The organism is Ruegeria sp. AL3 (genome assembly GCF_056536065.1).
In genome coordinates, this window is sequence record NZ_JBQFJG010000001.1 from 2625632 (window position 1) to 2651665 (window position 26034).

Here is a 26034-nt window from a genome sequence, read left to right on the forward strand (position 1 = left end):
TGGCACTTTGCACTCACGGCTCAGCACGTCTGGACCTGGCCATGGCCTCGCCCTATCACTGAGGTCCAAGTACGCGTGACAGGGCGAGGCCATGAGCAACTTAATTTCCATATCCGAGCTGACGGAAGATGAGGCGCGTGCCGAGCTTGCACGTCTGGCCGAACTATTGTCGAAGGCAAACACGCTGTATCACACGGCTGATGCGCCTGACATGTCGGATGCCGACTATGACGCTCTCAAACGGCGCAATGCCGAGATAGAAGCGCGTTTCCCTCATCTCAAGCGTACCGACAGCCCGACGGATCAAGTGGGTGCAAAGCCTGCCGATGGTTTTTCGAAAGTCACGCACGCCGTGCGCATGATGTCGCTGGGCAACGCTTTCGATGATGACGACGTGGCCGATTTCGACAGGTCGATCCGGAAATACCTGGGCCTTGGGGCTGGTGAAAGTCTGGCCTACACCGCCGAACCCAAGATAGATGGCCTGTCGCTGTCATTGCGGTATGAAAACGGACAGCTTGTTCAGGCTGCCACGCGCGGAGATGGCGAAATCGGTGAAAACGTAACGGCCAATGCCCGCACGGTTTCCGATATCCCGCAGCACCTGAAAAACGCGCCAGAGGCTCTGGAAGTCAGGGGTGAGGTTTACATGTCTCACGCGGATTTCGAGGCGTTGAACGCGCGGCAGGCAGAGCGCGGCGGCAAACCCTTTGCCAATCCAAGAAACGCGGCGGCGGGGTCTTTGCGGCAACTGGATCCGGAAATCACGCGCTCGCGCCCGTTGCGTTTCTTTGCTTACGCCTGGGGAGAGGTTTCAGAGCCATTGTCCGACTCGCAGATAGGGGCGGTCGAGCGGTTGAAATCACTTGGATTTTCGACGAACCCCCTGACCCGCCTGTGCAAAACGACGCAAGAGATGCTGGAGCATTACCAGGATATCGAGGCGCAACGTTCCACCTTGGCCTATGACATCGACGGGGTTGTCTACAAGGTGAATGATCTGTCGCTTCAGGCGCGTTTGGGGTTCCGCTCAACCACGCCGCGATGGGCGATCGCACACAAGTTCCCGGCCGAACTGGCTTGGACGAGGCTGGAGGCGATCGACATTCAGGTCGGTCGTACAGGCGCGCTTAGCCCGGTTGCACGGTTGCATCCGGTGACGGTGGGCGGTGTAGTTGTGTCCAACGCCACATTGCACAACGAAGACTATATCGCGGGACGCGATGCCAAGGGCGGCACGATCCGCGATGGCAAGGATATTCGTGTCGGTGACTGGGTTCAGGTATACCGCGCCGGGGATGTGATTCCGAAACTGTCAGATGTTGATCTGTCCAAGCGCCCGGCCGGTTCGCAGCCGTTTATCTTTCCGACGCGCTGTCCGGAATGTCAAAGCGAGGCGATCCGTGAAGAAGGTGATGCGGTCCGCCGCTGCACCGGTGGCTTGATTTGCCCCGCGCAGGCCGTTGAAAAACTGAAACATTTCGTCTCACGCAAGGCGTTTGACATAGAAGGCCTTGGTGCAAAACAGATCGAGATGTTCTATGATGATCCGATCCTTCCGATAAAGACTCCGGCGGATATCTTTACACTGGAGCAGCGTGACAGGACCAATCTGGCACGGCTGAAAAACCGGGATGGGTGGGGAGAAACCTCGGCCAGAAATCTGTTTGCCGCGATCGACGAAAAACGGACCATTCCGTTTGCGCGCCTGTTGTTCGCTTTGGGTATTCGACATGTCGGCGAGGTCGGAGCGCGCGATCTGGCGCTGTTTTACCGCGATTGGGAGACCATGACGCAAGCCCTGGACACTGCCCGCCCTGCGGCTTTGGCTCAGCGGCAAGCGGATGAGGCCGAGGATGCCGAACGGGCGGCCGCGCTGGCAGAAGGTCGTCGGGCACGTGTCAAGGAAGTGCGGGATGCGGCCATAACCGCGGCGCGTGTTCCGCCCGATGCCAATGCCGCCTGGGCTGAATTGATCGGAATAGACGGGATCGGCGCAACGCTGGGTCTGTCCCTGTCCGATGCGTTTTCGAACGTGGAAGAGAGGCGCGCGTTCGATACGTTGCGCAAGGAACTGACAATCGTCGCACCTGATGCGCCTGCCTCAGACAGCCCGGTGGCTGGCAAGACGGTTGTGTTCACCGGTACTCTGGAAAAGATGACTCGAGCCGAGGCAAAGGCACGGGCCGAGGCGTTGGGTGCCAAGGTTTCTGGTTCCGTCAGCAAGAAAACCGACATTCTGGTCGCCGGGCCCGGTGCGGGTTCGAAAGCCAGGAAAGCGGCAGAGCTGGGTATCGAAACTCTGGATGAGGATGGCTGGTTGCAGCTGATCGAAGGCGCATGAGCGGGAGGCCGGAACAGCTGTTCCCGCTGTTTGCGGGGCTTGAAACACTCGATGGCGTCGGCCCCAAGACCGCTCAGGTCCTGCAACAGGCCGGCGTTGAGAGCCCACGCGACGTTCTGTTCGGCCTGCCTTACGCGGTCGTCGACCGACGTCGACGAGAGACGATTCAGGGCGTCGATCTGCCTGCGACGTTGACGGTCGAAGTAACGGTCGGCCCGCACAGGCCGCCTCGAAACAAGGGGGGCGCGTATCGGGTGCATGTCGAAGACAGCCAGGCCGATTTTCAGCTGGTTTTCTTTCACGCGCGCGGGGACTATCTGAAGAAAGTGCTGCCTCAGGGCGCGCGCCGCGTGATCTCGGGCAAGCTGGAGCTGTTCGATGGTATGGCTCAGATGGTGCATCCGGATCATATGTTGCCGGTCGAGCAAGCCAGTGAAATTCCGGAATTCGAACCGGTATACCATCTGACACAGGGGCTGACCCAAAAGACGGCGTTCAAGGCCACCCGAAGCGCATTGGCGCGGGCGCCAGAGCTGGCGGAATGGATCGACCCGGCGCAGATGGCACAGCAAAACTGGCCGGATTGGATTTCGGCAATTCGTGCCGGCCACAATCCTCAGGGGGCTGATGATGTCTCACCATTTGCGCCCGCGCGTCAGCGTCTGGCCTATGACGAGCTGTTCGCGCATCAGATGACGCTTGCTCTGGCGCGTCAGCGAGAGCGGAAATCCCGTGGTGTCGTCAGCGTAGGGACAGGCGCGTTGCAATCCAGGGTGTTGGCCAGTCTTCCTTATCGTCCGACTAGCGCACAAAGCCGCGCAATCGAGGAAATCGCGGTCGATATGGCATCTGATTCCCGCATGAACCGATTGTTGCAGGGTGACGTGGGGGCCGGCAAGACATTGGTGGCCTTCATGGCCCTTCTGATTGCAGTCGAGGCCAAAGGGCAGGGCGTGATGATGGCCCCGACCGAGATACTCGCCCGCCAGCACCTGGAAGGGTTGCGCCCGTTGGCGGAAGAGGCCGGAGTGGTGCTGGAGCTGCTCACCGGGCGTGACAAGGGCGCAGAGCGGCGCGCCAAGCTTGAGGCTTTGAAAAATGGCAATATCCAAATTCTGGTCGGCACCCATGCCGTGTTTCAGAGTGATGTGGAATTCAAAGCGCTACGCTTGGCCATAGTTGATGAACAGCACCGGTTTGGCGTGCGCCAGAGGATGGAGTTGTCAGAAAAAGGGCAGGGCTCGGATGTATTGGTGATGACCGCCACCCCGATTCCACGCAGTCTGGCACTGGCGCAATATGGCGATATGGATGTGTCGGTGCTGGACGAAAAACCGCCGGGGCGCAAACCGATCAAGACAGCGATTGTCAGTACGCAGCGCATGGACGAGGTCGTGTCGCATCTGCGTCGGGCGATTGATGAGGGGCGGCAATGTTATTGGGTCTGCCCCTTGGTCGATGAATCAGAAGTTTCAGACCTGACGGCAGCTGAAGAACGGTTCAAACGCTTGCGTGCCATATTGGGCGAAGGTGTGGTCGGGCTGGTTCACGGGCAAATGCCGCCATCGGAAAAAGACGCGGCAATGTCCGCATTCCAGAACGGGGACACCAAGGTTCTTGTGGCCACGACCGTCATTGAAGTGGGGGTCAATGTGCCCAATGCCACGATCATGGTCATCGAACGGGCCGAAATCTTTGGTCTGGCCCAACTGCATCAATTGCGCGGCCGCGTGGGCCGGGGTGATGCGGAATCGACGTGTTTGCTTCTGTATCAGCCGCCGCTCAGCGAAGGGGGGCGCAAAAGGCTGGAGGTTCTGCGTGAAACCGAAGACGGGTTCCGTATCTCGGAAACCGATCTTGAGATGCGCGGTGCCGGGGATCTGATCGGAACTGCGCAGTCCGGTCTGCCAAAGTTCCGCATTGCGGATCTGGAGCGTCAGGCCGGATTGATGGCCGTGGCCCAATCCGATGCCCGGGCATTGCTGAATGCGGATCCTAAGCTGACCTCGGACCGGGGGCGCGCGGCGCGCGTACTTTTGTGGCTGATGAAGCAGGATCAGGCGATCCGTTTGATTTCAGTGGGTTAGGCAAAAAGTTCCAGAAAGTTCACAAATGTTCTCAGAAAGTTCTTTACCGACTCGAGCAAATATGAGAACAAAAGGTCAACAAAGGATTAAAGCTCTGACCGGAGGTGACCCTATGCTGACCCAGATCAAGACCGTATTCAGCCGCTCGCAATCGACGATCCTGCAGGATGCCGTGGGCGTGATGTCTCTGGTCGTGATCCTGATGGTCGCCTTGCACCTGCCGGTTGGCTTCTGAACCTTTCTGCCTGCGATCTCGTGCCGAAAAAACCGCGCTGTCATCCCCATTTCAGTCAAGGGTGACCTGCCTGTCCCAAACCCCTTGAGGGGCCTTGCCTCGGCCCCGTGCGGTAATCCGGACCCCACGCGAGACACGCAATGCCTGCCGCCGCCCTTTCGCCCGGAAGGTGCGGCGGTTTTTTTACAACTGGCCGGTTTTGAAAATCTCAAGCAATGCGGACAGAACCGAATTGACCGCGACCGAGGCCAGGATCATCCCCATGATACGGCTGATGATCGCTGCTCCTGAATGGCCAATCAGGCGGATGATCGGTTCGGCCAGAAGCATGAGAACAAAGGCGACTACCAAAACCGACAGCATGACCAATGCGGTAATCCCCTGATCGGCTGCACTGTATCTATGGTTGTCCGTCAGGATCACCACTGCAAGCATCGCGCCGGGCGAGGCCAGAGATGGAACAGCAAGAGGAAATATCGCGGGATTCTGCTTGTGATACTTATCTTCCTGATCCTCTTCGGCCTGACGCTGTTCTATGTCTTGTTTGCTTTCACCAAAGATCATGGTCAGAGCGAACAGAAACAGGATGATGCCGCCTGCGACCTGAAATGAATTCAGTCCTATATCCAGCGCCTCGATCAGCAATTGCCCAAACACGAGAAAGAACAAAAGGACACCGGCGCTTATCAATGACGCCAACAGCGCTGTTTTGCGACGGGCGGCGGCCTCTAGCCCCGCAGTGACGGCAATAAAAACGGGAATAGTTCCAATCGGGTCAATCACGACCCAAAGAGTGACAAAATGCTCGAGTAGATTTTCCAAAACCCATCCCTCCTTAAATTTAAGCGGAAGGTAAACGGGTTTACATCAAATAGCTATGATCAGGCGCAATCTGCCTGCTCGGCCTGCGCCATGGCTTCGACGGCGGCATCCAGCACCAGCAGGATTGAAGCGTGGCGGTTCTTGTAGTCCCGCGCCGGCATCAAGACCTCAAGACCGTCAAACGGCGCATCCGGGGCGGGGCCATCCTTTTTTAACATGGCCGCAAGCTGATCGCGCGCTGCTTCGACCTGCGCGCGCGTGGCACCAATGATCGCGTCGCCAACCACCGAAGCAGAGGCCTGTCCCAGCGCGCAGGCTTTGACGTCCTGCCCAAAGGCGCTGACACGTCCATCCTGAACCTTCAAATCAACCGTCACGGTAGAGCCGCAAAGAGGCGAGCGTTTCTTGACCGTTGCATCCGGGTTTTCCAGCCGATCCAGATGCGGGATGTCCGCCGCCAACGCAAGAATGCGTCCGGAATACAGCTTGATCAGGTCGTTCTCGCCGCTCATGGCTTTCCCTCGTCGTGTGTTCCTCATACATAGTGGCCAGCCCAACGGATGCAAAAGGTTTTTGTCATGTCTCACCCCGTCGCGTTTGATCCATCGACTCTGAAATATAACGAGGCGGGACTAATTCCGGCAATTGCGCAGGATGAGGTGTCGGGCGAAGTTCTGATGATGGCATGGATGAACGCACAGGCCGTTGAAAAGACACTGGAAACGGGCAGGGTGACCTATTGGTCGCGCTCGCGTCAGTCTTTCTGGATCAAGGGTGAAACCTCGGGCCATGTGCAGGAACTGGTGGATTTCCGCATCGACTGTGACCGCGATTGCCTGTTGGTTCTTGTGCGTCAAACCGGTGCTGCCTGTCACACCAACCGCCGGACGTGCTTTTATACTGCGGTGCGGGACGGGGCCGAGACCGAACTGATGGCCCCGATGGCGTAACCGAGACAGATCAAAGCCCCACCATTTGCCGGATGTCTGCCGGGCTGGCACCATCGGCCCGGAATTTCGCGATGGCACGCGCATCGTCACGTTTCGCCAGTCGTTTGCCGGCATTGTCGCGGATCAGATCGTGGTGGTAATACGCAGGCGTCGGCAAATCCAACAGCACCTGAAGCAGCACATGGATGCAGGTGGCTTCGAACAGATCCTGACCTCGGACCACATGGGTGATCCCCTGGGCCGCGTCGTCAAGAACGACGGACAAATGGTAGGACGTGCCCATGTCGCGGCGAGCCAGAACGATATCGCCGACACTGGTTTCCATCTCATCCGGGGTAAAAGAAATTGTTCCTGTTTCACCACCGGGGCCGGAGCCCAGTTCCAAGAATTGGAGTCTGGCCGGATCGTGGATTGTTTGACAGGCCTTGGCAATATCCAGTCGCAAAACTTTGTCCCTTGGGTGAGGGTTTTGACTTAAGTCTATGCCCTTGTTAATTTTTCGACACGTTCCGGGATAGATAATTCCGTCTGGACCAAGCAATGGCGCGCCTTCCTGGGGGGCGCTTGCGGCGGCGGAAATATCTTTGCGATTGCACAGGCAGGGATACAGAAGACCCTTCATCCACAACCGCTCCAACGCGCGATCATAGATACTCAGCCGATCTGATTGACGCAGCACCGGTTCCGGCCATGTCAGCCCCAACCAATTGAGGTCATCATAGATCTGATCCTCCCAATGCGGACGCGAGCGGGACCGATCGATATCTTCGATGCGCAGCAAGAACCGACCGTGTTCGGATCTGGCCATGTCGCTGGCGATCATCGCAGAATACGCGTGCCCAAGGTGAAGCGGGCCAGTCGGGGATGGCGCGAAACGCGTTACGAAAGTCACGCTTTTTCTAATACATACACGTCAGAGTTAAGGTTGATGCCGGGTAAGTGCGGCCCGTGTTCACGAAATAGCAAACGTGCGGCACCCATGTCGACCCAATCCGTCAGTCGGCAGGTGAATTTGTGATCTTTCAGCGCATGGTCGTTCAGGGAATACGCCAGCAACCCACCTTTGGGCAAGGCGTGCATCAACTGGTCAAATGTCTCGGGCGGGGCTGCGCCCTGACCGATGACATCGATGGCGGTGATCACCGAATACGCACCGCGCCTGAGCGGAGCCGGTTTGGTGATGTCAAACCCGGTCAGGGTTTTGTAAACACTCTTGGCCGCTGCCTCTTCCAGCATTTTGGGGGTGGGGTCGATACCATCGATGACCTCAAATCCCGCCGCCCGCAAGGCGAGACCGGAAAGCCCCGTTCCGCAGCCGAAGTCCAGAATCGGCGTTTGGGGGTGAGGGTGGAATTGCCACAAAGCCGCGGCCACCCGTCCCGGGGTTGCATATCCCTGTTCCGCGACCTCTTTTTCGTAGGTCGCCGCCCAGTTCTGATAATGCGTTTCAGTGTCTTCAGGCGTGTCGAGTTTGTAGGTGTTGTCCAGGAACTTGTCGCTCATCCCGTCATGCTAGGCCGAGATCACGCCGCGCGTCCAGTCAGCATTGATCCAACCAGGTTTGCCATTCTGTCTTGGCACGATCGGTATAGGCCTTGTACCGGTCTTTCCGGCCGCGCCGCCCGCCTTTCAGGCCGTCCACGGGGCGGAACAGGCCAAAGTTTACGTTCATCGGCTGAAACGTCTTGGCTTCGGCCCCGCCGGTAATGTGATGGATCAACGCACCCATTGCACTGTCTTTGGGCACTTCGGGCAAGTCACGCCCCTGTATTTCCGAGGCGGCTATGCGACCGGCAAGCAATCCCATCGCGGCGCTTTCAACATAGCCTTCGACACCCGTAATCTGCCCGGCAAAGCGGATGTTGGGCTTGGATTTCAAGCGCATCTGTGCATCGAGCAGGGTAGGAGAGTTGATGAACGTGTTGCGGTGGATGCCGCCCAGCCGGGCAAAGCTGGCGTTTTCCAGGCCGGGGATCATGCGGAACACGTCGGTCTGGGCGCCGTATTTCATCTTGGTCTGAAACCCCACGATGTTGAACAATGTGCCCAATGCGTTATCGCGCCGCAACTGAACCACGGCATGGGGTTTGACGTCAGGCGCATGGGGGTTTGTCAGCCCAACAGGCTTCATCGGACCATGGCGCAGTGTCTCACGCCCGCGTTCGGCCATGACTTCAATGGGAAGGCAGCCATCAAAATAGCCTGCGGTCTCACCTTCGTGAAACTCGGTTTTTTCCGCTGCCAAAAGGGCGTCGATGAAAGCCTCGTACTGATCACGGTCCATCGGGCAGTTCAGGTATGCCGTGCGTTCTTCCTCGGTTTCGCCTTTGTCATATCGGGATTGCATCCACGCTTTGCTCATGTCGATGCTGTCGGCATAGACAATGGGCGCGATTGCATCGAAGAAAGCCAGTGCGTCCGATCCCGTTTCCGCCCGGATGGCTTCCCCCAATGCGGGTGAGGTCAACGGGCCGGTCGCAAATATCCAATGGCCGTCATCAGGCAGCGAGGTGACTTCCTGATCGGTGATGCTCACGCGTGGGTGGGCGCGGAGTTTTGCGGTGACCGTTTCGGCAAACGGGTCGCGATCCACGGCCAGCGCCCCCCCGGCAGGAAGCCTGTGTGCGTCGGCGGTTGTCATGATCAGCCCATTGGCTGCTCGCATTTCCCAGTGCAGCAGACCGACGGCATTCTGTTCATCATCATCCGATCGGAACGAGTTCGAACACACCATTTCCGCCAGGTTTCCTGTCTGATGTGCGAAGGTGCCAACGGTGGGACGCATTTCATGAATGATCACGTCAACGCCCATTTCAGCGGCTTGCCAGGCCGCTTCGGACCCGGCCATTCCACCGCCGACGATATGCAAAACTTGTGTCATGTGCAGCCACATAGGGCACCGCACACACAGGCGCAACTGCCGTATTGTATCTGACTGATTTGCTGGAGGGGTCTTGGGGTCGCCGCTGCGGGAATGTCAGCGCTGGTGAGAGAGACCAGCTGGAGGGACCTTCCGCCCACGGCGACCCAAAAGTGTCTTGAGGCCTTGGCCTCGACCCAGCTTTGCCACAGAGTTGCCCTTTTGAAAAGTGCAAAAATGAAGACAGTGGCAAAAAATGTTCAAAACAATTGCGTCATTGGGTCCAATTCGGGGGGCGCTTTTCAATAAAGGCGGAAATGCCTTCTTCTGTATCGCGGTACAACATATTCTGCGCCATTGCGTCTCCGGTATAGGCATAAGCCTGATCCAAAGGCATTTGCAGCTGTTGATAGAACGCTTCCTTGCCGATCTTCACGGCCATGCCAAGCTTGGATGCGACCAGTTCCGCAAGCCCGTTGGCTTCTTGTTCCAGCAGCGCTTCAGGAACGATGCGATTTACCAGCCCCAATTCGGCGGCGCGCTCTGCTGAAATGAATTCGCCGGTGGTCAGCATTTCAAATGCCTGCTTTCTGGGGATGTTGCGGCTGAGAGCAACCATCGGCGTGGAACAGAACAGGCCGATATTGACCCCGTTGACGCCAAACCGCGTTCCTTCTGCGGCCACCGCCATATCGCAGGTTGCAACCAGTTGACATCCGGCTGCGGTCGCAATGCCATGGACTTGCGCGATAACGGGTTGCGGCAGGGACTGGATCGACATCATCATCTGGGCGCAACGGGAAAAGAGATCTTGAAAGTAGGCCTTGCCACCATCTTCGGATTGGCGTCCGGCCGTCATCTGCTTCAGGTCGTGCCCGGCGCAAAACGCCTTTCCTGCCCCCGACAGGACCACGGCCCGGATCGAGCTGTCGTCGCGCAGTGAATCAAGTTCGGCTTGCAGTGCAGCCAGCATCTCATCACTTAATGCGTTCAGCCGGTCCGGGGCGTTCAGTGTCAGCCGTGCCACCGCGCCCGTGTCGTAACGTTCCAGAATTGCCATCTTGCCCTCCATTCCCAAGTTGGGCCAACTCTAGGTCGGCAAGAGCAGGAGGGGAAGTATGGCTTTGGCAATGAACCGGGACGAACTGTCACAATACCTCAAACGGGTGTTCCCGCAGGTGCACAAGGATTTCGTCGTTGAAGATTTGACCGAAGATACGATCACCATGCGCCTAGTGGTTCAGGATCAACATCTGCGCCCCGGGGGCACGGTTTCCGGCCCGTCGATGTTCGGGCTTGCCGATGTCAGTGTCTATGCGATGGTTTTGGCACGGAAAGGGCGCCAGTCACTGGCTGTTACCACCAACAGTTCTTTTGATTTCCTGCGCAAGCCGGAAGGCGGCGCCGATTTGATTGCGGCCTGTCGTTTGTTGAAGCTGGGAAAAACACTGGCCGTTGGGGATGTGCTTTTATACTCGGAAGGCAGTGATCTTCCGGTTGCACGGGCAACGATGACCTATTCCCTTCCACCAGCAGGGTCCGCTGCCGCGAATTTCGGATAAAAAAGGCCGGGGACAGGCCCCGGCCCAGGAAGAGGTCCCAATAATTGGGACTGGGGATCAGTCAGGGCTGCCAGAAAAAGCGCTTTGTTTCCCAGCCAGCCTGATGGCGGGTCAGCCCGACGTCCTGAAGCAGACGGTCATCCAGATAGCTCAGATTGACGCGACTGCGGCGACGGCGTTCCCATTGAGTGACCGCCGCCGCAATCCGCACGGCCAGAGCCGCGAGCAGAGGCAGCCGTGGGCTGTCGTTCAGCAGCAGAAGGGCGGGGGTGTGCATTGTGCGTGTCATCTCGGAATTCCTTTCAAATTGTATTGACACAAAACAGTATTGCTTGGTACATAAATTTGATACATTCGAAATTGTGTCAAAGGCAAAGGAAGAATTGTAATGGATACAATTTGGCCGGACGCTCTGCCAAAATCCAAGGGTCCGAAATACACATTGGTTGCTGACGCAATAAGAAAAGCTATTGGTGACAGGAAATTAGATGTTGGCGCCAAGCTTCCGCCGGTTCGTGAGCTGGCGTATCGCCTGCAAATCACACCTGGTACAGTCGCACGTGCCTATACGATCCTGACCGACGAGGGCTTGCTCCACGCCGAGGTTGGGCGTGGTACATTTGTGGCCCCGCCGAAATCACCGATTCTGGATGATGTCTGGGCCAGGCAACTGCATCTGAGGGAAGACAAGTACAACGCCAATGTCAGCCTGTTCAGCCCGCGTTTGCCGGATGCGGGGCAGGTCGCGCTTATCCGGGAATGCCTGCAAAAAGTTTCGCAAGCTGATCCCGGCCTGTTTCTGAATTACCCCACGCGGGACGCGTATATACCCATGAGGCAATCGGTCGTGGATTGGCTGTCGGATTTGCCGCTGGGCCCGCTGACCCATGACGACATAGTCTTGACCCATGGCGGGCAGAACGGATTGTGTCTGGTGTTCCAGACCATCCTGCGCGGACCCAAACCAATCGTGTTGGTTGAAGACCTCTCTTACGCCGGGTTTCGTCGGGCCGGAGAGTTGATGCGCGCCGAAGTCATTGGCGTCAAGATGGACAAATGGGGCATCGATCCGGTGTCGATGGAGCATGTCTTGCGGCAAACCAATGCTCAGGCCGTTTGCGTCTCGCCAGAAGTTCAGAACCCCACCGGCGTCCACACGCCGCTGGAACGCAGGAAAGAGGTCGTGGACGTCGCCCGGCGCTTCGACCTTCAGATCGTGGAAGACGATTGCTATCGCATGGGAGAGGCGCGTGAACCCAGTTATCGCGCGCTTGCCCCCGAGCGGGGTTGGCACGTGTCGTCCATTTCAAAGATACTCACACCCGCTTTGCGCGTTGGCTTTGCCATTGCCCCAAAGGATCGCAGCGTCGATCTGCGCCGATCCGCCGAATATGGGTATTTTGGCCTAGCTCAACCCTTGGCCGAACTGACCCGGCTGCTGCTGTCGGATCCGCGTACCCGCCAAATTGCACAGGATGTGCGCAAACGGATGGGCGATTATGTTCGGATCACCGTCAACGCGCTGGGTGGGTTCGATCTGAACTGGGCACCGGATGTGCCTTTTGTCTGGCTGAACCTGCCATCGGGGTGGCGGTCTGCCGCGTTCAGCCGCGCGGCAGAGCGGGAAGGCATTCAGCTCAGATCAGCGGATGAGTTTGCCCTGCGCGACGGGCGCGCTCCAAACGCAGTGCGCATCGCAATGAATGGTCACGTTTCGTTGGAACGGTTCGAGGACGCAATGCTGAGGTTGCGCGCTTTGCTGGACAATCCGCCTGAACAGATCAGCGTCTAGCATTCAACTCAGCGGCGGCGGGTCGCCAAAGAATCCGGCCAGATGGGCAATTTTTCCGTCCTCGTCCAATCGAATGAAATCATGCCCGGCCACCATGATTGCGCCGTTCGGGGCCACCATATGCCAAGTGAAGTGGACGACATCATGGTGCGACACAGGGCTGCTGGTGATTTCGACACGCCCATTCGAATTCAAAAGGACTTCGCCGATATGTGTACTCAACCGCTCACGGCCTGAAACATCTGCTGTCGGATCCACGTACCGACCGTTTTCCACAAAGCACTGGGTCAGAAGCGCAAGCCGTTTTTCGGCCGACTTTTCCTGCCAGGCCGCGCCATAGTTTTCAATCGTGCGCATCAATTCCTGCATTCGACCCTCCGTGGTTGGGCATGATCAATTCCAACCGAGTGTATCAGAGTGTCGAAATTGGGGCGATCTCGGTGCTGAAGGCGTGGGGTAAAATAATACCTATTTAACAAGCTATTGTTTTAAAACGTTTTAAATGGCGTTTGGTCGCTTGACGTGGCGGTCATGGGTGTCTAGATACGCATCCATCGAATTCGGGCCGCCTCGCTTGGGGCGGTCTTTCACATCAAACAGGACTATCCTGCCATGAAAACCTTTTCTGCAACACCTGCAGACATCGACAAGAAATGGATCCTGATCGACGCCGAGGGCGTTGTTCTGGGCCGTCTTGCGTCGATCGTCGCCATGCGTCTGCGTGGCAAGCACAAAGCGTCGTTCACCCCGAACATGGACATGGGCGACAACGTCATCGTGATCAACGCTGACAAGATCCAGATGACCGGCAAGAAGCGCGAAGAAAACTTCTACTGGCACACTGGCCACCCGGGCGGCATCAAGTCGCGCACCAAACAGCAGATCCTTGAGGGCGCACACCCCGAGCGCGTCGTGACCCAGGCGGTCAAGCGCATGCTGCCGGGCAACCGCCTGTCGCGCAAGCAGATGACCAACCTGCGCGTTTATGCCGGTGCCGAGCATCCCCACGAAGCGCAAGCGCCCGAAGTTCTGGACGTCAAGTCCATGAACAAGAAAAACACCCGGAGCTAATGACCGATGGCTGATCAGATCAATACTCTCGAAGAGCTGAGCGCCGTCGCAGGCGTTGAAACCGTGGCCGAAGAAGTCATCGTGCGTGAACCCGTACGTGACGAGCTGGGCCGTTCGTACGCCACCGGCAAGCGTAAAGACGCTGTTGCCCGCGTTTGGATCAAGCCGGGTTCCGGCAAGGTCACCGTGAACGGCAAAGACCAAGACGTCTATTTTGCACGCCCCGTTCTGCAACTGATCCTGCGCCAGCCGTTTCAGGTTGCTGGTGTCGAAGGCGAGTTCGACGTTGTCGCCACTGTCAAAGGTGGTGGCCTGACCGGTCAGGCCGGTGCGGTCAAGCATGGCATCTCGAAAGCGCTGCAACTGTACGATCCCAACCTGCGCGGCGCTCTGAAAGCTGCTGGCTTCCTGACCCGCGACAGCCGCGTTGTGGAACGTAAGAAATTCGGTAAGCGCAAAGCCCGCCGTTCGTTCCAGTTCTCCAAGCGTTAATTCGCCGGGAAAACCCAACAAAGAAAGGGCTCGCAATTGCGAGCCCTTTTGCATTGTGTTGCGGGAAATCTTATTCTTCGTAGACGAGCTTCCACGCGCCGTTTTCAACGACATTGACGAAAACCGTATCCGCGCCCTGATGGTCGTCAGGACCATAGGTTATGTGATTGCCGACCAGGTCATCCTGATAGTCCAGTGACTCCATCGCTTCGATAAAGCTGTCATGGGTCAGGTCAGGGCCCGCGGCTTCAAGCGCTTTGACCATCATTTCGGCAGCGGAATAGCCCAACATGGCAAATCCAACCGGATCTTCGCCGGTCGCGGCCTTGTATTCTTCGATAAATGCCGCCGGGGCAGGTTGGTCCGCACGCGCCCAAAGATCCTGCCACGAGGCTGCTGCATAGAACCCGTCAGTCACTCCACCGGGAACCTGTGCTACGACTGTCAGGAAACTGGCCGAAGTCCCAAGGAACTTCATGTCCGTCAGGCCCATCTTCTTGGCCGTGCCTACTACGGTGATCGCCTGACGCACGCCAAGCGCCATGGTGACGATATCGCAGCCTTCTTCCTTGAGCTTGCTGAGCGACCCGACAAAATCCGTCTCATCCGGTTTGTGGGTTGTTTCAGATCCAAAAGCGATCCCGGCTTCTTCGGCACCGGCCTTGCTGCCTTCAAGAATTTCCTCGCCAAAATCTGTTGGCAGATACATGGTGCAGACCGTCTTTGATCCAAATTCTCCGGCCAGGTATTTCACACCGACACGCGCCTGATCATAGTAGGTCGAGAAAGACGTGAACTTGTTTCGCATCGGCTCTTGCAACATCTGACGCGCAGCGGTCAGAGGTGCCACGTTGGGAATTCCCTTGGGATCCAACAGCTTGAACCCAGCCATGTTCATCGGCGTGCCAAGCGATTGCAGCATGGCGAACACCTTGTCGCGGTTCAGCAGTTTGTTGTAGCCCTGCATCGCACGCGGCATCTGGTATCCGTTGTCCTCGACCACATAGCGGATTTTGCGCCCGTGTATGCCACCGGCTTCGTTCACCCGGTCGAATACCACATTCGCACCTTTGGTCGCCGGGACACCCACCGCGGCGAAGATGCCGCTCAGGTCGTTGACGGACCCGATGACAATCTCATCATCCGTCACGCCCTGCGACTGAGCCCAACCGATGCTTGCCGAGGCGGTCAACGCTGTGGCGGCGGCCAGCCATTTGAATGACTTCTTCATCTTTCTCCTCCCGAAAACTCTTTGGCTAAGTGTACATGTCTTCAATCAGATGTCCGTGTTTCTTTTCGACCAGGCCGCGTTTCAGCTTCATCGTGGCGGTAAGCTCGTCATCCTCGGCGGTCAGCAGAACGTTGATCAGGCGAAAATCCTTGATCTGCTCGACCCGTGCGAATTCCTTGTTCACTGCGGCCACTTCGGCGCCGATCAACTCCTTGACTTCGGCCGCGGCGCAAAGCGAGGTAAAGTTCGAAAAAGGGATTTTCTGGTCCTGCGCATATTTCTCGACATTTTCCTGATCGATCATGATCAGCGCCGTGAGGTATTTGCGCCGGTCGCCGATGATCACCGCGTCCGAGATGTAATGGCTGAACTTCAGCCGGCTTTCGATTTCGGCCGGGGTGATGTTCTTGCCACCGGCGGTGATGATGATGTCTTTCAACCTGCCGGTGATGGTAACGTACCCGTCCTTGTCGATACGCCCCATATCGCCGGTGCGCAGCCAGCCATCGGCGGTAAAGCTTTCCGCTGTCTTTGCGTTGTTTTGCCAATAGCCCTGAAAGATGTTCATGCCTTTGAGCTGAATTTCACCCTCGTCCGAGATGCGGATATCGCACCCCGGGACGACCTTGCCGATGGTTCCGATCTTGTTGCTTTCCACGGTGTTGAGTGTTGCAAGGCCGGACGTTTCGGTCATGCCGAAGCCCTCGACGATCGGCACGCCGATGGCCCAGTACCATTTCAACAAATCCGCCGAGATAGGCGCAGCACCCGTGCCACCCCGGCGCAGTTTGTCCAAACCGAGCATCCGGCGCAGATTTTTCAGAACCAACTGATCCCAAAACCAGAACCGGGCCGCGATGGCGGCGGGAACGGGTTTTCCCGAACTCACATAATCGGCCCGCCGTGCGCCGGCCTTCAGGGCAAGACCGTATGCCATTCGACCCAACGGCGTTGCATCCTGCGCCAGGATTTGCACATGCGCATAGATCTTTTCCCAGACTCTCGGCACCGCCGTGAAGGTCGAAGGCGAGACCTCTTGCAGATTTGCAAAGACCGTCTCGGGGCTTTCCGCGAAATTCACCGTGCAGCGGGCGGCCAGCGGGAAATAGACAGATACGTCGCGTTCAAGAATATGGCAGAGGGGCAGGAAACACAGTTGTTCGTCACTGGCCTGCGTCGGCAATGACCAGGCACCGGCCTCAATGCCGGCCAGGATGTTTTCATGGCTCAACATCGCACCCTTGGGTTGGCCGGTGGTGCCGGATGTGTAAACGAGCAAAGCTGTGTCCTGAGGTTTGGCCTGTGCGATTTCGGCTTCGAACCGCCCCGGATCTTCCTGTTCGGCCCGCTGGCCCAAAGCGTAAAGGTCGCCGATCATCATGCAGCGTGGATGGGTCAGGTCATGCAAGCCCTCGCCCTCCAGAATGATCACCTTGACCAGATCCGGAACCTCGCTTTCGACGTCCAGAAACTTGTCCAGATGTTCTTCGTCCTCGACGATCAGGAACTTGCTGCCACTGTCGTTGACCAGATATTGCAACTGATTGGCGGAATCCGTGGTGTAGACGCCAGAAGAAATGCCCCCGACGCACTGAATGCCCATGTCGAACCACATCCATTCCTTGCGGTCCTCGGACAGGATCGAAACAACGTCTCCGCGCTTCAAACCCAGCTTTCGCAGGGCAAGCCCGATCCACTTGGCGTGCTGCCAGTAGTCGGCCCAGGAATATGACTTCCAGATGCCCAAGTCCTTTTCACGATGGGCCGTTCGATCCCCCATTTCCGCACAACGGCTTTGAAACAGCGCACTGATGGTGGTGCACCCATCCACGCGCAACGGGCGTTGTCCGGGGGTTGCATTAAGCTCAATGCCGTTGATCCTGATCTGCGGGGCGAGGGGCGTCGCATCCATCTTGCTTACCTCCACGTCTTCTTGCGCTTCCAACGGCGGTTTTCGCGCGCGCCTTCTTCCCGCACGCCTAGATAGAAGTTCTGGATGTCCTCGGACTTCAGCAACTCATCCGCAGCGCCGTCCATGACGATGCGCCCAACCTCCATCACGTAACCATGATGCGCCAGTTCCAATGCAGCATTGGCGTTCTGTTCGACCAGCAGCATTGTCATATGCTGTTCTTCGTTCAGACGTTTCAGAATGGCGAATATTTCCTGCACCAAAAGCGGTGACAGACCCAATGACGGTTCATCCAGCAGCATGATGCGGGGGCGGGCCATCAGCCCACGTCCGATTGCCAGCATCTGTTGCTGCCCACCTGACAGGGTGCCGGCCTCTTGCGTGCGGCGATCTTTCAGAACGGGAAAGTAACTGAAAACCAGCTCGCGATCCTGGTCGATCAGCGCCTTGTCCGATCGCGTATACGCGCCGAGGCTCAGGTTTTCATCGACGGTGAGCAGGGGAAACACCTCGCGCCCTTCGGGTACATGCACGATCCCGCGCTGGACGACGGTATGCGGCTCGGCCCCCTGAATGTCGTCTCCATCAAAGGTGATCGTGCCTTTTTCCGGGTCCATCACACCCGAGACGGTTTTCATCAACGTCGTCTTGCCGGCACCGTTTGCGCCAAGAATCGAGACAATCGCACCTTCGTGAACATCCAGAGAAACGCCACGAATGGCCATTATCGGGCCATAAAAGCTTTCGACATTGCGGATTTTCAGGATTGGCGCGCTCATGAAGCCTTCCCAAGGTAGGCTTCGATCACTGCCGGGTGCGATTGAACTTCGGCCGGGGTTCCAAGCGCCAGTTTTGCGCCGTCTGCCATTGCCAGAACCCGGTCTGACACGCCCGAGACCAGGCCCATGTCATGTTCTACCATCAAAACGGTGATGCCCATCTGCCGTCGGATATCATCGATCCACCAACGCATGTCCGTTGTTTCTTCCACGGACAACCCCGAGGCCGGCTCATCCAGCAGCAAGAGTTTTGGGTCAGTTGCCAAAGCCCGTGCAACTTCGACCACTTTGCGCACGCCGTAGGGCAGCCCCGATATCATCTTGTCGCGATAGGCTTGCAGGTCGAGAAAGTCGATGATCCGTTCCACTTTCTCGCGGTTTTCCAGTTCCTGTCGCTTTGCCGACGGGGTGAAAAGAAACTCGGAAATCAGGTTTGTCCTGCGGTGGCGGTGGCGTCCGACCAGCAGGTTTTGCAGGACGGTTGCGTGCTCGAACAACTCGATGTTCTGAAATGTCCGTGCGACGCCATAGGCGGCGACACCGGACGGTTTGACCCGAAGCAGATCATGACCGTCATACCGGATCGCCCCGTCAACGGGATCGTAGAACCGGGAAATCAGGTTGAATACAGTGGACTTGCCCGCACCGTTTGGGCCGACGATGGCAAAGACTTCACCTTCCCGAACGTCGAATGACAGGTTATCCACCGCCGTCAGGCCGCCGAACTTGAGGGTGACATTTTCGAACTCCAGCAAGCTCATCTCAGACGCTCCGTCTTGAGATAGGATTTCTGCCGTTTGAACATGTCTTTTCGATAGAAGGGGAACAGCTCGAACCAGGTGCGGATTTTCAGCCAGCGGCCATAGATGCCCATGGGTTCGAACAGGATGAAGGCAATCAGGATCATGCCGAAGATGCCGAACTCCAACCCCGGAATGGCGACTGTATTGCCGCCGAACAGGGCGCCGGCATATTCTTTTGAGATCGACAGAAACTGCGGCAGGAACCCGATCACGATCGCGCCCAGAAACGCGCCGTGGATCGACCCCAGCCCGCCGATGACGATCATCATAAGCAGTTGGATCGAGATCAGAACACTGAAGGTTTCGTTGTTGAACGCTCCGGCGAACAATCCCATCAGCGCCCCGGCCCAGCCCGTCACCGCGCAGGACAACGCGAAAGAGATCATCTTTGTCCGCGCGATGTCGATGCCCATCGCCTGGGCCGAAACCTCAGAGTCGCGCACCGCGATGAAGCTGCGCCCCAAAGGCGCGCGCAGCAGGTTGATATATCCCAGTGTGACCAGAACGGCGACGGTCAGGACCAGCCAGAAAAACTGATCGGGCGTTCCCCAGCGGTCTACCAGATGGCCGAAGATTTCGACCCCGCCGACATATTTGCCTGCAACGCCGCCGGTGATGGGTTCGGACAAAACGATGATGTCGTCCATCAGGATCGAAAGCGCCATGGTGAAGATGGCCAGATAGATGCCATGCAGGCGCAGGGCAGGGATCGCAACGGTCACGCCCGCGATCCCCGTCAGGATGCCGGCCAGCGGAAAAGCGAGAAGAAAGGGCACCCCGGCTTCAATCAGGGCAACGTTGGCATAGCAGCCAAAAGCCAGAAAGGCTGCGTGGCCCAGACTGACTTGCCCTGTATGCCCGGTCAGGACCATCAGACCCAACCCGGCGATGACCCAGATCAGGACGTTGGTCAGCTCGCCCAGATAGAACTCATCCAGCCACCACGGGGCTGCGGCAACGACCGTCAGAAGGATCAGATACAGGACAAGCTGGTAACGGTCTTTCCACGGGCGGATATCCTGCATGTAGTCGGTTTTGAAGATGATCCGCATGGCTCAGACCTTTTTGACCCGAACCTGACTGAACAACCCGTTGGGGCGAAAGATCAGCACGGCCAGCAGCAGGGCGTATGGCGCGATCTGGCTGTAACCCGCCGCTATATAGCGGCTGGCGAAGGGCTCGATCACCCCGACGACAAGACCACCGGCCAGCGCCCCGGGCAGGCTTCCGAACCCGCCGATGACGGCGGCGGCAAATGCCTTGATTCCCAGCAATCCCGTTGTCGGATCCACGGCGCCCTTGGCGGCGAATAGAATTCCTGCAATCCCCGCAACGATCCCGGCCAGCGCCCAGATGAACCCCTGAACCCGCTTGACAGGCACGCCCATGTAATACGCCGCCAGCTGGTTTTGCGACGCCCCCTGCATCGCCAGCCCGAGTTTGGAACGGTTGAAAAAGACGTAAAGGCCCCATGTCAGCAGGATGGTGACGACGATCACGGCGACATCCTCCAGCCCCAAAACAAGGCCGCCGAAGCGCAGCTCTTTCCCCGCAAGCGGGTTTTGCAGCGTTTGCGGTTCGTGCCCCCAGATCAATCCGGCCACGAAACGGATCACAAAGCCCAGGGCGATGGTCAGGATAACGACGGCGGTCTGACTTTCGCCAAACAGGCGACGGATGATCAGGCGATCCAGAAGATATCCCAATGCCCCCATGATCCCCAGTGAGATCGGCAGGGCCAGCCAGAACGGCAGGCCCATATATTCGGTGTTGGTCAGGCCGATGGTGACAAAGGCCCCCAGCATCATGAAATCGCCCTGTGCGAAGTTCACCGCTTCGGTCGCCTTGTAGATCAGAACAAAGCCAAGCGCGATCAGGCCATAGACACACCCGTTTGCCAGTCCGCTGATCAGCAGCTGCGCGTTATCCAAACTGTCCTCCCTCGACCGGTTTGCCGGTGTCGCGTTCCGCCCGCGCGCATCCTCCGGTGACGCGGGTTTGTTCTACTATGGCGTTATTATCACCTTGCCGTCACTCTTTTTCAGCGCATCAGCCAGGTTTGGCACAAGATTTCTGAGTGTAAGGTGTTCAGAAACATCCGTTTTCCAGCGCCCGTCGGCAAACCGGGCCTGAACTTCGGCCACAACTCGCATCTGATCGGCGGGCGGGGTCGACATCATCCAGCTTGTCAGCCAGAACCCTTCGATCCGCTTTCCCATGAAAATCAACTGCCCTGTCTGAGTCAGTGTCGGCGCCTCGGTAGACAGCTTGCCATAACTGATCCAGCGCGCCCGGTTGGGCATGGCGCAGAACAATTGTTCGGACAATTGGTCCGTCACGGCATCCAGAAACACGCGCGGTTTCAACTGCGTGCTCAGATCCGCAAACTTTGCGACAATGTTTTCGTCGGTTGTCACAAGCACTTCGACCGCGCCAAGGTCTTTCAACATCCCTGCCGTCTCGGCCCGGCGTACCAAAGCGATCGGCTTCAAACCCAGATCCCGACCAAGGCTGCACATCAGCTTGCCCAACTGGCTGGTCGCGGCTGATACCACGAAGGCATCGCCGTCGGCCTTGGCCATATCCACCATAGCCATCGCCGTCATTGGATTGACGATCTGGGCGGCCCCGTCATCGTCCGAGATATCAGGTCGCAGAGGGATGCACATCTGCATCTGTGTGACGACATATTCCGCCCAGGCCCCCGATCCGGCGGCGACGAACGCGACGCGTTGCCCTTGCAAGGCCTCGGCGCCCTTGCCGGCGGACACGACGTCTCCGCATCCTTCAAATCCGGCGGGGGATCCCTTTACCCTCGGCTGCCCGTATTCACCCTTGATGAAATGCAGATCGGACGGATTGACCGAAGCCGCGCGCAAACGGATCAGCACCTGGCCCGGGCCGGGTTCAGGCGTGGGAACTTCGGCTTCTTCCAGCCAGTCGGCGGCGGTTTCAATGGCCGGTCCGGTGGCCGTACCGGAATACCCGTCATGCTTAAGGATTGCGGCGAACATAGTCTGGGGCAGGTCGGTCATCGGTTGATCCTCGAATTTGGCTGAATCAAAGCGCGCGCCTTGTCCGAAAAGCCTTCAGACCAGTCGGGCAGGGCGCGGGCATTTTGTCAGGCACAGCCAATCAAAAGCCGCGCAAGAGGTCAATTCAACGACACCGTAACGTAGGGGCAGCGCAGATGCGCCCAGGGGCAAAGGCCGACCCGTGGATCGGCCTTCAACACTTTACTGTTGGGTCAGCAGGTTGGTCAGTTCCTGAATTTTCTGAACAATCGTTTCAGGCGAATCCTTGATATCGTTCACAATCTTGATCGCCTGATCTTTCAGATCGGTGGCCAGAGTGCTGTCCTGAATGGATGTCATAATGCCATCATAGTCGAAGTTGGTCGGGTCCAGCTTGCCTTCCTGAATCCATGAGTTCAGCAACTCCTGCCCCTGACCGGCCAGCGCGGCCACCTGATCGCTGGCCTCCTGAGCCGCATCAGAGGCCTGATCCGCCACCGATGACGCTGCTTCGCTTGCCTGATCTGCAACCGATGACGCGGCTTCTGTCGCTTGGTCCGTCAGCGACGAAGCTGCTTCGGCGACTTGTTCGGTCGCGGCATCGACAGCGTCAGAGGCAGCGTCCTGTACAGATGAAGCTGCGTCGGTCACCGCTTCGGCGGCTTCTTCTGCCGCAGTTTCCAAACGCTCAGCGGGTGTGGGTTCGGGTTGATTGAGGTAATAGTATCCGCCAGCGCCAATTGCGGCGATGACGATGGCAAGAATAAGAGTACGCGACATGTGTGTCTCCTTTGGAAATTGTGTCGCCGGGATGCGCTAAAAATAACTCAGGTACAAAGGGGAATTCCCGATAATTCTCAGCAGAATAGAGTATAAGCCGGGCTATGCTCATTGTCCTTTGAAACGCGGCAAGAACACGCCTGCACAAATATGAGGCGACCGGTTTTGGCAGCGATCCGCCGGGAATGGCCTGCAGACGCAACCAATTTTCGGGCGCTTCCTGAGGGCCCAAAAGGCAGCATTGAGCCAACATTGGAAAAGTGGCGGAGAGACAGGGATTCGAACCCTGGGTGGGCTTGCACCCACAACGGTTTTCGAGACCGCCCCGTTCGACCACTCCGGCACCTCTCCGCGGGGGTCTGTGAGGGGGGGATTTAGTGAGGAACGGGCAGGGGTGCAAGCAGAAAATTCGGGAATTGAAGAAACCCGGGATTTTCCGTTGCCTGCCAGCGCAAAACTCCTAGTCTGATATCTATGATACAGTTTGTACGCCGCTCCGCCTTTTGGTTTCTGGCCCCGCTCTTTGCGCTTGTTCTGATCCCCATGGAACTTTCCGCCGCCAGCCGCGATCGGATAGAGGCCTTTCTGACCACGACCGGGTTTGACGTTGCCCTGGAAAGCATCGCGCTAAGCTCGAGGTCTGCCCCCCAGATGCTGGGGATTGATCCGGATGGATTCGGATCGGATTGGACGCGTCTGGCAGACGAAGTCTTTGACGTCGGCGCCATGCATGAGACCGCGGTTTCCATCCTCGAACAAACCCTGAGTGATGAGGCCCTGACACACGCGGTTGACTTTTATGCGTCGGATCTGGGGCAGCGCCTGGTAGAGGCCGAGAACGTGTCGCATATGCTTGAGGACGATGAAGCTAAGCAGCTGGAAGGCCAAAAAATCATCGCAGACCTGATCAAGGACGGATCGCAGCGGGTCGAAAGTTTCAAGCGTATGAACAAGGCGATCGATTCGACCGGTACCGCAGTGCGGGCCCTGCAAGAAATTCAGGTGCGTTTTCTTCTGGCAGCCAGCGCATCAGGTGTCATTGACCTGCAACTGGATGCGGATGAATTGCGTGCGCTGATGAAGCGGAACGAAGCCGGTATGCGCCAATCGCTGCAACTGTCCAGCCTTGCGGGGGCAGCCTATACCTATCAGGACTTTTCCGATGCGGATGTCGACTCGTATGTCGAGGCGCTGGAACAACCCCTGATGCAGGAAGTGTATGAACTGCTGAACGCGATCCAATACGAAATCATGGCCATGCGGTTCGAAGTACTTGCGGCCCGAATGGCCGAACTGCATCCCGCGCAGGATATTTGATGCACCGCGTTTTTCTGGCGATTGCGTTTGTTCTGTGGGGCGCTCAATTGCTGGCCGATCAAAAGGTCGACCGGCTGGCGCAGGCCATGCACTTGTCGCATGTGATGGAAATTCTCGTACAGGAAGGTCAGGGTCACCGCGAGGAACTTGACGAAACGCTGTTGGACAATACCGGCGGCGCCTATTTTGAAGCGCAGGTCAAAGATATTTACGACCCGGTCTGGATGCAGGAATTCCTGACGGATGCCTTTGAGGCGGGTCTGTCCGTTGCCCAGCTTGATCAGGCGATCCTGTTTTTCGAAAGCGATCTTGGTCAGACGATCGTGTCGCTGGAAAACTCGGCCCGGCAGGCGATGTCGGACCAGGCCATCGAGGACATGGCCCGCGAAGCTTACGAGTCCGTTGAGCGCGACTCGACCCGTTTCGAGTTGGTCGATGAGTACATCCAGGCGAATGACCTTGTCGAAAAGAACGTTCATGGGGCGCTGAGTTCCGACTTCAGCTTCTTTCAGGGTCTTGATGTCGATGCGCAAGGCGACGATCAGGAATTGCTGGCCGAACTTCTTTCACAGAAAGAAAGCCGCGCAGCAGAAACCGAGGCGTGGCTTTATTCTTTTCTTCTGATGGCCTATCGGCCCTTGGACGAGGCCCAGATGCGCGAGAATATTGCGTTTTCCAGAACCGAAACCGGGCGCGCCCTGAATGAGGCGCTGTTTGACGGCTTTGACCGGATGTTCAACGATATCTCTTTCCGATTGGGGCGGACGGTCGCACAGACACTCAGGGCGTCTGATCTCTGACGACGCTTTGGTGTTGACTTTTCCCGGCGATCTATGGATAAGCGCGCATCCCGGCCGGTTTTCCGTGCCGGGTATCGTTATTATTTGACCCTTGGGATGTCCTGATGGTCATTCACACAGCCCGAAAAGGGCGCGCTGTTCGAGGTGGCTTTCAAGTGTCTTGGGGCCGAAAACTCCCGGAAGGGGACCACAGAACGCGGTTAGACAAAGGAAAGACGCATGTTTGCGGTCCTCAAGACTGGCGGCAAGCAGTACAAGGTTCAGGCGGGTGATATCCTCCGCGTTGAAAAGCTGGCTGCCGACGCAGGTGAAAAAGTTCAATTCAACGATGTTCTGATGCTGGGCGGTGACGCTCCGGTTGTTGGTGCACCTTTCGTTGAAGGCGCAGGCGTACAGGCCGAAGTGATCGAACAGATCAAAGGTGACAAGGTCATCAAATTCGTCAAGCGCCGTCGTAAGCACAGCTCGAAGCGTACCGTTGGCCACCGTCAGAAGCTGACTCTGGTCAAAATCACCGACATTCTGTCGTCGGGCGCTGACAAGTCGGGTATCAAAGCTGCAACCGGTTCGGCACCGGCTGGCGAAGCGGCACCTGCTGCAAAGCCTGCCAAGAAAGCTGAAGCCAAGGCAGAGGCACCTGCCGCTGCTGCCGCCGACGATCTGACCAAGCTGAACGGTGTCGGCCCTGCCGCTGCCAAAAAGCTGGTTGAAGCCGGTATCGAGAGCTTTGCCGCTCTGGCCGCCTTGTCGGACGAGCAGATTGCTGCTATCGACACCATCAAAGTGAAACCCGAATGGGTTGAGCAAGCCAAAGAGCTGGCTCAGGGCTAAGGAGAGAGAGAATGGCACACAAAAAAGCTGGCGGTTCCTCCCGTAACGGTCGCGACTCAGCGGGTCGTCGCCTTGGCGTGAAACTCTATGGTGGCCAGGCAGCCATCGCAGGCAACATCATCGTACGTCAGCGCGGCACCAAGTTCTGGCCGGGCGAAGGCGTAGGCATGGGCAAAGATCACACCATCTTTGCAACCACCGATGGCGCCGTGAAGTTCCACAAGGGACTTAAAAACCGCACCTTCATTTCGGTCCTGCCAGTGGCGGAGGCCGCAGAGTAAGCCGAAACCCAGAAGGTTTTAGAAAAATTCATGGGGGACCGGCACAAAGTGCCGGTCCCTTTTTCGTTTTA

28 protein-coding genes and 1 tRNA gene are annotated in these 26034 nt (G+C 57.6%); 12 read left to right on the forward strand and 17 right to left on the reverse strand.

The genetic code is table 11. The annotated features are described in order from the left end of the window. The first annotated feature begins 91 nt into the window (after positions 1 to 91). The 3 genes from ligA (at position 92) to ACR3E6_RS13275 (ending at position 4666) form a co-directional block, all read left to right on the forward strand. Complete coding sequence (gene ligA, locus ACR3E6_RS13265; RefSeq protein ID WP_480487517.1) at positions 92 to 2344, forward strand: NAD-dependent DNA ligase LigA; 2253 nt, start codon at positions 92 to 94, stop codon at positions 2342 to 2344. Continuing rightward, positions 2341 to 4431 carry an ATP-dependent DNA helicase RecG gene (gene recG, locus ACR3E6_RS13270; protein ID WP_171632568.1) on the forward strand — a complete coding sequence of 697 codons (2091 nt, stop codon included), beginning with the start codon at positions 2341 to 2343 and terminating at the stop codon, positions 4429 to 4431. The genes ligA and recG overlap by 4 nt, the downstream gene beginning before the upstream one ends. Before the next feature lie 112 nt (positions 4432 to 4543). Beyond that, positions 4544 to 4666, forward strand: a complete 123-nt coding sequence (locus tag ACR3E6_RS13275; RefSeq protein WP_256367496.1) for a hypothetical protein — start codon at positions 4544 to 4546, stop codon at positions 4664 to 4666. 183 nt (positions 4667 to 4849) lie between these two features. Here the strand turns inward: ACR3E6_RS13275 and ACR3E6_RS13280 are convergent, their stop codons facing one another. Together ACR3E6_RS13280 and ACR3E6_RS13285 are read right to left on the reverse strand one after the other, a co-directional pair. Then, a complete protein-coding gene (locus tag ACR3E6_RS13280) occupies positions 4850 to 5488 on the reverse strand; it encodes a MarC family protein (RefSeq protein WP_171632566.1) in 639 nt (212 codons plus the stop codon). A 59-nt stretch (positions 5489 to 5547) separates the two neighbouring features. Next, positions 5548 to 6000 carry an iron-sulfur cluster assembly scaffold protein gene (locus ACR3E6_RS13285; protein WP_171723307.1) on the reverse strand — a complete coding sequence of 151 codons (453 nt, stop codon included), beginning with the start codon at positions 5998 to 6000 and terminating at the stop codon, positions 5548 to 5550. Positions 6001 to 6048: 48 nt separating this feature from the next. Between ACR3E6_RS13285 and hisI the strand changes: the two genes are divergently transcribed. After that, the gene (gene hisI / locus ACR3E6_RS13290) at positions 6049 to 6438 is read left to right on the forward strand and encodes a phosphoribosyl-AMP cyclohydrolase (RefSeq protein ID WP_171632561.1); all 390 of its coding nucleotides are present in this window, start codon (positions 6049 to 6051) and stop codon (positions 6436 to 6438) included. Between the two features lie 10 nt (positions 6439 to 6448). Here hisI and gluQRS read toward each other — a convergent pair whose 3' ends face one another. From gluQRS to ACR3E6_RS13310, 4 genes are all read right to left on the reverse strand, one after another. Beyond that, positions 6449 to 7330 carry a tRNA glutamyl-Q(34) synthetase GluQRS gene (gene gluQRS / locus ACR3E6_RS13295; protein WP_480487520.1) on the reverse strand — a complete coding sequence of 294 codons (882 nt, stop codon included), beginning with the start codon at positions 7328 to 7330 and terminating at the stop codon, positions 6449 to 6451. Continuing rightward, positions 7327 to 7941, reverse strand: coding sequence for a class I SAM-dependent DNA methyltransferase (locus ACR3E6_RS13300; protein ID WP_480487522.1), 615 nt, complete (start codon positions 7939 to 7941; stop codon positions 7327 to 7329). The genes gluQRS and ACR3E6_RS13300 overlap by 4 nt, the downstream gene beginning before the upstream one ends. Before the next feature lie 37 nt (positions 7942 to 7978). Beyond that, positions 7979 to 9319, reverse strand: a complete 1341-nt coding sequence (gene trmFO / locus ACR3E6_RS13305) for a methylenetetrahydrofolate--tRNA-(uracil(54)-C(5))-methyltransferase (FADH(2)-oxidizing) TrmFO (protein ID WP_480487524.1) — start codon at positions 9317 to 9319, stop codon at positions 7979 to 7981. Positions 9320 to 9572: 253 nt separating this feature from the next. After that, positions 9573 to 10358 carry an enoyl-CoA hydratase gene (locus ACR3E6_RS13310; protein WP_480487526.1) on the reverse strand — a complete coding sequence of 262 codons (786 nt, stop codon included), beginning with the start codon at positions 10356 to 10358 and terminating at the stop codon, positions 9573 to 9575. Positions 10359 to 10416: 58 nt separating this feature from the next. Here ACR3E6_RS13310 and ACR3E6_RS13315 point away from each other — a divergent pair, with 58 nt between their 5' ends. After that, the gene (locus ACR3E6_RS13315; protein ID WP_480487528.1) at positions 10417 to 10860 is read left to right on the forward strand and encodes a PaaI family thioesterase; all 444 of its coding nucleotides are present in this window, start codon (positions 10417 to 10419) and stop codon (positions 10858 to 10860) included. Between the two features lie 61 nt (positions 10861 to 10921). Here the strand turns inward: ACR3E6_RS13315 and ACR3E6_RS13320 are convergent, their stop codons facing one another. Beyond that, positions 10922 to 11149, reverse strand: a complete 228-nt coding sequence (locus ACR3E6_RS13320; RefSeq protein ID WP_480487530.1) for a DUF1127 domain-containing protein — start codon at positions 11147 to 11149, stop codon at positions 10922 to 10924. 99 nt (positions 11150 to 11248) lie between these two features. On the opposite strand from ACR3E6_RS13320, the gene ACR3E6_RS13325 reads away from it, so the two are divergent. Further along, positions 11249 to 12652, forward strand: a complete 1404-nt coding sequence (locus ACR3E6_RS13325; protein WP_480487531.1) for an aminotransferase-like domain-containing protein — start codon at positions 11249 to 11251, stop codon at positions 12650 to 12652. A gap of 3 nt (positions 12653 to 12655) precedes the next feature. Here ACR3E6_RS13325 and ACR3E6_RS13330 read toward each other — a convergent pair whose 3' ends face one another. Beyond that, positions 12656 to 13021 (reverse strand): nuclear transport factor 2 family protein, encoded by a 366-nt coding sequence (locus tag ACR3E6_RS13330; protein ID WP_171632540.1) that lies wholly within the window; start codon positions 13019 to 13021, stop codon positions 12656 to 12658. 243 nt (positions 13022 to 13264) lie between these two features. Between ACR3E6_RS13330 and rplM the strand changes: the two genes are divergently transcribed. Together rplM and rpsI are read left to right on the forward strand one after the other, a co-directional pair. Then, positions 13265 to 13723 (forward strand): 50S ribosomal protein L13, encoded by a 459-nt coding sequence (gene rplM / locus ACR3E6_RS13335; protein ID WP_152457950.1) that lies wholly within the window; start codon positions 13265 to 13267, stop codon positions 13721 to 13723. Positions 13724 to 13729: 6 nt separating this feature from the next. Beyond that, positions 13730 to 14215, forward strand: coding sequence for a 30S ribosomal protein S9 (gene rpsI / locus ACR3E6_RS13340; protein ID WP_152457951.1), 486 nt, complete (start codon positions 13730 to 13732; stop codon positions 14213 to 14215). A 70-nt stretch (positions 14216 to 14285) separates the two neighbouring features. Here the strand turns inward: rpsI and ACR3E6_RS13345 are convergent, their stop codons facing one another. From ACR3E6_RS13345 to ACR3E6_RS13385, 9 genes are all read right to left on the reverse strand, one after another. Beyond that, on the reverse strand, positions 14286 to 15446 hold the full coding sequence (locus ACR3E6_RS13345; RefSeq protein ID WP_480487533.1) for an ABC transporter substrate-binding protein: 1161 nt from the start codon (positions 15444 to 15446) through the stop codon (positions 14286 to 14288). 25 nt (positions 15447 to 15471) lie between these two features. After that, positions 15472 to 17358 carry an AMP-dependent synthetase/ligase gene (locus ACR3E6_RS13350; protein ID WP_480487535.1) on the reverse strand — a complete coding sequence of 629 codons (1887 nt, stop codon included), beginning with the start codon at positions 17356 to 17358 and terminating at the stop codon, positions 15472 to 15474. A gap of 5 nt (positions 17359 to 17363) precedes the next feature. Beyond that, positions 17364 to 18137: an ABC transporter ATP-binding protein gene (locus ACR3E6_RS13355; protein ID WP_480487537.1), complete on the reverse strand. Its 774-nt coding sequence runs from the start codon at positions 18135 to 18137 to the stop codon at positions 17364 to 17366. After that, on the reverse strand, positions 18134 to 18898 hold the full coding sequence (locus ACR3E6_RS13360; protein ID WP_480487539.1) for an ABC transporter ATP-binding protein: 765 nt from the start codon (positions 18896 to 18898) through the stop codon (positions 18134 to 18136). The genes ACR3E6_RS13355 and ACR3E6_RS13360 overlap by 4 nt, the downstream gene beginning before the upstream one ends. Further along, entirely contained in the window at positions 18895 to 19992 is a 1098-nt protein-coding gene (locus ACR3E6_RS13365) for a branched-chain amino acid ABC transporter permease (protein WP_480487541.1), read from the reverse strand. The genes ACR3E6_RS13360 and ACR3E6_RS13365 overlap by 4 nt, the downstream gene beginning before the upstream one ends. A 3-nt stretch (positions 19993 to 19995) precedes the next feature. Next, entirely contained in the window at positions 19996 to 20871 is an 876-nt protein-coding gene (locus tag ACR3E6_RS13370) for a branched-chain amino acid ABC transporter permease (protein ID WP_171168199.1), read from the reverse strand. 75 nt (positions 20872 to 20946) lie between these two features. Beyond that, positions 20947 to 21975, reverse strand: coding sequence for an alcohol dehydrogenase catalytic domain-containing protein (locus ACR3E6_RS13375; protein ID WP_480487543.1), 1029 nt, complete (start codon positions 21973 to 21975; stop codon positions 20947 to 20949). A 201-nt stretch (positions 21976 to 22176) separates the two neighbouring features. After that, positions 22177 to 22734, reverse strand: coding sequence for a hypothetical protein (locus tag ACR3E6_RS13380; RefSeq protein WP_171632522.1), 558 nt, complete (start codon positions 22732 to 22734; stop codon positions 22177 to 22179). Between the two features lie 261 nt (positions 22735 to 22995). Beyond that, positions 22996 to 23085 (reverse strand) — tRNA-Ser (locus tag ACR3E6_RS13385). A 123-nt stretch (positions 23086 to 23208) separates the two neighbouring features. Between ACR3E6_RS13385 and ACR3E6_RS13390 the strand changes: the two genes are divergently transcribed. The 4 genes from ACR3E6_RS13390 to rpmA all read left to right on the forward strand — a co-directional run bounded on the left by ACR3E6_RS13390 (position 23209) and on the right by rpmA (position 25963). Next, positions 23209 to 24051 (forward strand): DUF2059 domain-containing protein, encoded by an 843-nt coding sequence (locus ACR3E6_RS13390; RefSeq protein ID WP_210092347.1) that lies wholly within the window; start codon positions 23209 to 23211, stop codon positions 24049 to 24051. Next, positions 24051 to 24851 carry a DUF2059 domain-containing protein gene (locus ACR3E6_RS13395; protein ID WP_171723293.1) on the forward strand — a complete coding sequence of 267 codons (801 nt, stop codon included), beginning with the start codon at positions 24051 to 24053 and terminating at the stop codon, positions 24849 to 24851. The genes ACR3E6_RS13390 and ACR3E6_RS13395 overlap by 1 nt, the downstream gene beginning before the upstream one ends. A 219-nt stretch (positions 24852 to 25070) precedes the next feature. Then, positions 25071 to 25682: a 50S ribosomal protein L21 gene (locus ACR3E6_RS13400; RefSeq protein ID WP_170539672.1), complete on the forward strand. Its 612-nt coding sequence runs from the start codon at positions 25071 to 25073 to the stop codon at positions 25680 to 25682. Between the two features lie 11 nt (positions 25683 to 25693). Continuing rightward, entirely contained in the window at positions 25694 to 25963 is a 270-nt protein-coding gene (gene rpmA / locus ACR3E6_RS13405) for a 50S ribosomal protein L27 (protein ID WP_039535512.1), read from the forward strand. Positions 25964 to 26034: the final 71 nt, after the last annotated feature.

What these genes read in the sequence shown, in the direction of transcription:
- ACR3E6_RS13380 (WP_171632522.1), bottom strand. Translation starts at nt 22,734, where the DNA reads ATGTCGCGTACTCTTATTCTTGCCATCGTCATCGCCGCAATTGGCGCT.
- ACR3E6_RS13350 (WP_480487535.1), bottom strand. Translation starts at nt 17,358, where the DNA reads ATGGATGCGACGCCCCTCGCCCCGCAGATCAGGATCAACGGCATTGAG.
- ACR3E6_RS13375 (WP_480487543.1), bottom strand. Translation starts at nt 21,975, where the DNA reads ATGACCGACCTGCCCCAGACTATGTTCGCCGCAATCCTTAAGCATGAC.
- ACR3E6_RS13390 (WP_210092347.1), top strand. Translation starts at nt 23,209, where the DNA reads ATGATACAGTTTGTACGCCGCTCCGCCTTTTGGTTTCTGGCCCCGCTC.
- ACR3E6_RS13355 (WP_480487537.1), bottom strand. Translation starts at nt 18,137, where the DNA reads ATGAGCGCGCCAATCCTGAAAATCCGCAATGTCGAAAGCTTTTATGGC.
- ACR3E6_RS13300 (WP_480487522.1), bottom strand. Translation starts at nt 7,941, where the DNA reads ATGAGCGACAAGTTCCTGGACAACACCTACAAACTCGACACGCCTGAA.
- ACR3E6_RS13345 (WP_480487533.1), bottom strand. Translation starts at nt 15,446, where the DNA reads ATGAAGAAGTCATTCAAATGGCTGGCCGCCGCCACAGCGTTGACCGCC.
- ACR3E6_RS13330 (WP_171632540.1), bottom strand. Translation starts at nt 13,021, where the DNA reads ATGCAGGAATTGATGCGCACGATTGAAAACTATGGCGCGGCCTGGCAG.
- rplM (WP_152457950.1), top strand. Translation starts at nt 13,265, where the DNA reads ATGAAAACCTTTTCTGCAACACCTGCAGACATCGACAAGAAATGGATC.
- hisI (WP_171632561.1), top strand. Translation starts at nt 6,049, where the DNA reads ATGCAAAAGGTTTTTGTCATGTCTCACCCCGTCGCGTTTGATCCATCG.
- ACR3E6_RS13310 (WP_480487526.1), bottom strand. Translation starts at nt 10,358, where the DNA reads ATGGCAATTCTGGAACGTTACGACACGGGCGCGGTGGCACGGCTGACA.
- ACR3E6_RS13360 (WP_480487539.1), bottom strand. Translation starts at nt 18,898, where the DNA reads ATGAGCTTGCTGGAGTTCGAAAATGTCACCCTCAAGTTCGGCGGCCTG.
- recG (WP_171632568.1), top strand. Translation starts at nt 2,341, where the DNA reads ATGAGCGGGAGGCCGGAACAGCTGTTCCCGCTGTTTGCGGGGCTTGAA.
- ACR3E6_RS13320 (WP_480487530.1), bottom strand. Translation starts at nt 11,149, where the DNA reads ATGACACGCACAATGCACACCCCCGCCCTTCTGCTGCTGAACGACAGC.
- ACR3E6_RS13365 (WP_480487541.1), bottom strand. Translation starts at nt 19,992, where the DNA reads ATGCGGATCATCTTCAAAACCGACTACATGCAGGATATCCGCCCGTGG.
- ACR3E6_RS13395 (WP_171723293.1), top strand. Translation starts at nt 24,051, where the DNA reads ATGCACCGCGTTTTTCTGGCGATTGCGTTTGTTCTGTGGGGCGCTCAA.
- ACR3E6_RS13400 (WP_170539672.1), top strand. Translation starts at nt 25,071, where the DNA reads ATGTTTGCGGTCCTCAAGACTGGCGGCAAGCAGTACAAGGTTCAGGCG.
- ligA (WP_480487517.1), top strand. Translation starts at nt 92, where the DNA reads ATGAGCAACTTAATTTCCATATCCGAGCTGACGGAAGATGAGGCGCGT.
- trmFO (WP_480487524.1), bottom strand. Translation starts at nt 9,319, where the DNA reads ATGACACAAGTTTTGCATATCGTCGGCGGTGGAATGGCCGGGTCCGAA.
- ACR3E6_RS13275 (WP_256367496.1), top strand. Translation starts at nt 4,544, where the DNA reads ATGCTGACCCAGATCAAGACCGTATTCAGCCGCTCGCAATCGACGATC.
- rpmA (WP_039535512.1), top strand. Translation starts at nt 25,694, where the DNA reads ATGGCACACAAAAAAGCTGGCGGTTCCTCCCGTAACGGTCGCGACTCA.
- ACR3E6_RS13325 (WP_480487531.1), top strand. Translation starts at nt 11,249, where the DNA reads ATGGATACAATTTGGCCGGACGCTCTGCCAAAATCCAAGGGTCCGAAA.
- ACR3E6_RS13285 (WP_171723307.1), bottom strand. Translation starts at nt 6,000, where the DNA reads ATGAGCGGCGAGAACGACCTGATCAAGCTGTATTCCGGACGCATTCTT.
- rpsI (WP_152457951.1), top strand. Translation starts at nt 13,730, where the DNA reads ATGGCTGATCAGATCAATACTCTCGAAGAGCTGAGCGCCGTCGCAGGC.
- ACR3E6_RS13315 (WP_480487528.1), top strand. Translation starts at nt 10,417, where the DNA reads ATGGCTTTGGCAATGAACCGGGACGAACTGTCACAATACCTCAAACGG.